3 protein-coding genes are annotated in these 2,907 nt (G+C 73.3%); all 3 read left to right on the forward strand.

Features of this window, described 5'->3' with window-relative positions; all coding sequences use genetic code 11:
- Nucleotides 1-240: 240 nt before the first annotated feature.
- The 3 genes from trmB to ACWGN5_RS41775 all read left to right on the forward strand — a co-directional run bounded on the left by trmB (nt 241) and on the right by ACWGN5_RS41775 (nt 2,848).
- Nucleotides 241-960: a tRNA (guanosine(46)-N7)-methyltransferase TrmB gene (gene trmB, locus ACWGN5_RS41765; protein WP_453524252.1), complete on the forward strand. Its 720-nt coding sequence runs from the start codon at nt 241-243 to the stop codon at nt 958-960.
- Between the two features lie 35 nt (nt 961-995).
- Nucleotides 996-2,327, forward strand: a complete 1,332-nt coding sequence (locus tag ACWGN5_RS41770) for a PrsW family intramembrane metalloprotease (RefSeq protein ID WP_453524248.1) — start codon at nt 996-998, stop codon at nt 2,325-2,327.
- A gap of 104 nt (nt 2,328-2,431) precedes the next feature.
- Nucleotides 2,432-2,848: a peptidoglycan-binding domain-containing protein gene (locus ACWGN5_RS41775; protein ID WP_453524250.1), complete on the forward strand. Its 417-nt coding sequence runs from the start codon at nt 2,432-2,434 to the stop codon at nt 2,846-2,848.
- Nucleotides 2,849-2,907 lie beyond the last annotated feature (59 nt).

Raw genomic sequence — 2,907 nt, forward strand, 5'->3', positions numbered from 1 at the left:
GTGCGGGTCCAGGCGCGGAACGCGGAGGCGCCGCTGGGCGCGCCGTCCCGTGTGCCCACCCGTCCCGCCCCAGCGGGACGATTGCCCACACGGCGGTGGGCCGGGGCGCCGCCCGACGCGGGCGCGGGTCGTCGTCGGGGCGGTCGCCGTAGGATTGGGCGCATTGTGTCTGAGCAGATTGAGAACGGGTCGCACCCCGTCGCCGAGCCCGCACCCCCCGCCGCCCGCCGCGGCAGTCGGATGTTCGCCCCCGGCGAGGGCCCCATGCCCGACCCCGCCGGGGCGCACCACGAGCGCCGGATCCGCAGCTTCCAGCCGCGCCGCAGCCGTGTCACGTACGGCCAGGCCGAGGCCATGCTGAAGCGGTGGCCCGACTGGGGCCTCGACATCGACGGCAAGCGGGTCCTCGATCTGCACGAGATGTTCGACGGACTGCCCGTCGTCCTCGAGATCGGCTTCGGCATGGGCGAGGCCACCGCGCAGATGGCCGCCGCCGATCCCGGCACCGGCATCCTCGCCGTGGACGTGCACACGCCCGGCCAGGGCAACCTCCTCGGCCTCGCGGACCGCAACGGCCTCACGAACGTCCGCGTCGCGAACGGCGACGCGATCATCCTGCTCCGCGAGATGCTCGGCGACGCCTCGCTCGACGGCTGCCGCGTCTACTTCCCGGACCCGTGGCCCAAGGCCCGCCACCACAAGCGCCGCCTCATCCAGCCCGAGTTCCTCAGCCTCCTCGCGCCCCGGATGAAGCCCGGTGCCGTGCTGCACTGCGCCACGGACTGGGAGGAGTACGCCGTCCAGATGCTGGAGGTGCTCTCCGCGCATCCGGACTACGAGAACACCCAGGCCGACGGCGGCTACGCGCCCCGCCCGGACTTCCGGCCCCTCACCCGCTTCGAGGGCCAGGGACTCGACAAGGGTCACGTCGTGCACGATCTGCTGTTCCGGAGGAAGTGACCCGGCTGTCCGAGCCGGTCGTTAGGGTCGATCACGTGTCGAACCACGCCGCCGGCGCCCCGCCGCACGCCGCTCCCGTCCCGCATCGGGACACCGAGGAGCCGGCCTTCCCCGCCGCCGCCGACCGTTCGCAGTGGCGCTACCGGCCGCGCCGCGCCTTCTGGCGCAGCCGGCTGGTCCGTGCGATCGCCGTCGTGACGCTGCTCGCGCTCTGCGCCCTGGTGATCCTGGCGCTGGTCCGCGAGCAGACCGGCACGCAGGGCTTCCTCGTCGGCCTGGGCCTCGCGGTGCTTCCCGTACCGCTGCTGATGTCGGCGTTCCGCTGGCTCGACCGGGTCGAGCCCGGCCCCTGGAAGAACATGCTGTTCGCGTTCGCCTGGGGCGCCTTCGCCGCCGCGCTCGTCGCGATCCTGGCGAACTCCTTCGCGGTCCGCTGGATCGCCACGGCCACGGCCGATCCGGACTCCGCCGACACGCTCGGGGCCACGGTCATCGCCCCGGTGGTGGAGGAGAGCGCGAAGGCCGCCGCGATCCTGCTGCTCTTCCTCTTCCGCAGGAAGGACTTCGGCGGTCTCGTCGACGGTGTCGTCGTCGCCGGTTTCACCGCGACCGGCTTCGCCTTCACCGAGAACATCCTCTATCTCGGGAACGCCTTCGGCGAGGACCAGGAGTTCGGCTCCTCCGGCCTGGGTTCGGTGACCGCCGCGACCTTCTTCGTCCGGGTCGTGATGTCGCCGTTCGCGCACCCCCTGTTCACCGTGCTCACCGGCATCGGCTTCGGCTTCGCCGCCCTCGCCCCGCGCGGGAAGCGGCTGCGCCGGGTGCTGCTGCCGCTCGCCGGGCTGCTGCTCGCCATGGGCCTGCACGCCGCCTGGAACGGCTCGGCCACCTTCGGCGGCCCACTGGCCTTCTACGCGGTGTACGGGGCGCTCATGGTCCCGGCCTTCGGCCTGCTGACCTGGCTGGCGGTGTGGAGCCGGCAGCGGGAGCTGCGCACGATATCCGGGGAGCTCCCGGCGTACGCGGCGGCCGGCTGGCTCGCCCCGACCGAGCCGCTCGCGCTGTCCTCGATGCGCGCCCGGCAGCTGGCCCGCTCGTTCGCCGCCCGGACGTACGGGCAGCCGGCGGCGCGGGCGGTCGGCGAGTACGAGTCCTTCGCGACGACCCTGGCGTTCCTGCGGGACCGGGCCCGGCGCGGCACGGCGGGACCCGATTTCCCGGCCCGGGAGCAGGAGCTGCTGCACCATCTGTGGCAGCGCCGCGCGGTCGCCTCGCCGGCCCTCACGTACGCGGCGCGGGCGACGGGCCGGGCCTGGGCGCCGCCGCAGTACCTGGACTACGACGGCTACAACCCGTACCGCAGCTGACGCCGTGTCCCGGGACGTCCCTTCGCCCGTGGGACGGCCGCACGGGCTCCGCCTGCCGGTAGCTTCCTCCCCGAAGATCGTCCGAGGACAACGGGGAGACGCACGTGTTCAAGAAGATCGTGGCCAGGACGGGGATCGCGCTGGGTGCGGCGGCGCTGATGGTCGGGGCCACCGGCGGTCCGGCCGGCGCCGTGTCGGGCGCGGGCTACGTCGGCGACGGCTACGCCAACAGCGGCGCGGCCGTCTGGTGCACCCAGCACCAGCTCAACGACATCATCAGGAAGGTGGGCGGTCAGGAGATCGCCGAGGACAGCGTCTGGGGTCCGCAGACCAAGAACGGCGTCATCTGGCTCCAGGCCCGCCTCGGCATCCAGCAGGACGGCGTCGTCGGCCCCGAGACGGGCAACTGGCTGCTCTACTCCGGTGGCCAGTACTACGGCGGCAAGAACGGCTACTGCTTCTGGAACCTGCCCAGCAACTGGCGTCTGGAGGCCATGTACGTCGGCACCGAGCTCACCTGATCCGGGGGGAGCGGCGCCCCCCGGGCGGCCAACCCCCGGGCGGGGGGGGCGGCGGTGAT

Source organism: Streptomyces sp. NPDC055815, from assembly GCF_053616475.1.